The organism is Microthrixaceae bacterium (genome assembly GCA_023957975.1).
GTDB lineage: Bacteria > Actinomycetota > Acidimicrobiia > Acidimicrobiales > Microtrichaceae > JAMLGM01.
The window spans coordinates 1-1657 of the sequence record JAMLGM010000026.1 but is presented as its reverse complement, the minus strand read 5'-3'; the positions used below and the strand labels follow the sequence as shown (position 1 = coordinate 1657).

Below are 1657 nucleotides of genomic sequence, written 5' to 3'. Positions count from 1 at the left end.
TCACGAATCGTGCCGTGCAGCCTCGACTCGACCAACGCGATGACCTCGTCGCGTCCGGCGACGTGCGAGTACAGCGTCGCCGGAGAGATCCCGAGGTCCTCGGCCAACCCCACCATCGTGAAGGAATCCAAGCCGAGCCGAACCGCCGCATCCACGATGCGCTCCCGACCGACCTTCGGCGGCCGCCCACGACGCGCATGCGGAGCGCTACGACCTCCATTCTCCATGGTGATCGACTATATCCGAATTGTGATTCGGAAATGCTGGTCCTTTCCCCGATCACGCGAGGACCAGGTTTCGCGACCGCGGTGTCAGGTTCCCGGGGAAACCTGTGCAGGCTCCCAGCCGTGGTCGCGCGCGAGCTTGTTGAGGCGCACCCGGCCGTCGGGGCGACCGGTCAGGGCGACCAGGACGAGATAGTCACGATCGGCCGGCCGCAGTCGTTCACCAGTTGCCGAGCGCGATGCCCGGCGCACTGACCGATGTGGACCGACCGAGCGCCTGGTGCGCCACGCGTAGGTTCGGCCCACATGCGCGATGCCGGGGGGCTGCTGAGAGGCGGGATCGGGGATCTTCGGGTCGTGAGTGAGCCGGTTCACCGCAAGTGACCGCGCCGACGTGCTTCGGCGACCGCACCGGTGCGGGTGGCCACACCGAGCTTGGCGAACACACTGGCGAGGTGGCTCTTGACCGTGGCCTGACTGATGTAGAGGTCGCGGGCGATGGTGGCGTTGTCGTGACCGTCGGCCACCGCAGCAAGAACTTCCAGTTCTCGTGGCGAGGGGATGTCGGAGTTGCGCCTCGATCTGGTTACAACTCTGGCAACTACCCGGGGATCGAGGGGCTGGTGGCCGGCAGCGACGGCCCGAACGGCGCTGATCAGGTCTACTTCGGGCGCATCCTTGAGGACGTATCCGGCGGCACCGCCCTCGAGTGCCGCATCGATGTCGATGTCGTTGTCGAAGACGGTGACGACCAACACGCGCGGGCGGGCCTGGGATCGTTGGACCTGGCGCAGGACGTCGAGTCCACTCGGCCCGGTTCCGAGATGGACGTCGAGCACCACGACGTCGGGTTCGAGGTCGGCGATCGCGACGACCGCGGTGTCGTGATCGTGGGCCTCACCCATCACCACGATGTCGTCTGCTGCGTCGAGAACCGTACGCAGCCCCGCCCGCACGACGGGGTGGTCATCGACGATCACGATGCGGATCATGGTGCTGTTCCCGGTCCGGGTCGCAGCGGGATCGTCGCGTTGATGGCCGAGCCCTGGCCCGGCTCGGAGTCGATGTTGAGCGTTCCGCCGAGCTGTTTGGCCCGGCCGCGCATGCTGGTGAGCCCGAACCCTCGGACTCCCACGGCATCCGCATCGAACCCGACACCGTCATCGACAACGTCGAGGCTCACCGTCGAGGGTTGGAAGGTGACGGTGAGGACGACGCGGTGGGCCGTTGCGTGCCGACGGGCGTTGGTCAGCGCTTCTTGGGCTATGCGCAGGAAAGCGCCTTCGATCTCGATCGGAAGACAATCATCATCACCGTCGAAACGGACCTCGACAACCGGGGAACCGGGCTGAGATTCGGCGACAGCCAGCAGCCCCAAGGCCGAACGGAGAGTGCGATCGTCGAGCTCGACGGGGGCCATGGCCCCCATGAGC

3 protein-coding genes are annotated in these 1657 nt (G+C 66.6%); all 3 read right to left on the bottom strand.

From position 1 onward, the window contains the following. A partial coding sequence (locus M9952_16555; GenBank protein ID MCO5314536.1) for a TetR/AcrR family transcriptional regulator occupies positions 1-227 on the bottom strand: 227 nt, incomplete at its 3' end. A gap of 368 nt (positions 228-595) precedes the next feature. Then, positions 596-1216, bottom strand: coding sequence for a response regulator transcription factor (locus tag M9952_16550; protein MCO5314535.1), 621 nt, complete (start codon positions 1214-1216; stop codon positions 596-598). Beyond that, on the bottom strand, positions 1213-1657 hold a 445-nt coding region (locus tag M9952_16545; GenBank protein ID MCO5314534.1), incomplete at its 5' end, for an ATP-binding protein. The genes M9952_16545 and M9952_16550, both read right to left, overlap by 4 nt.

Excerpts from the sequence above, each read along its gene's own strand:
- M9952_16550 (MCO5314535.1), bottom strand. The coding sequence starts at position 1,216 with ATGATCCGCATCGTGATCGTCGATGACCACCCCGTCGTGCGGGCGGGG.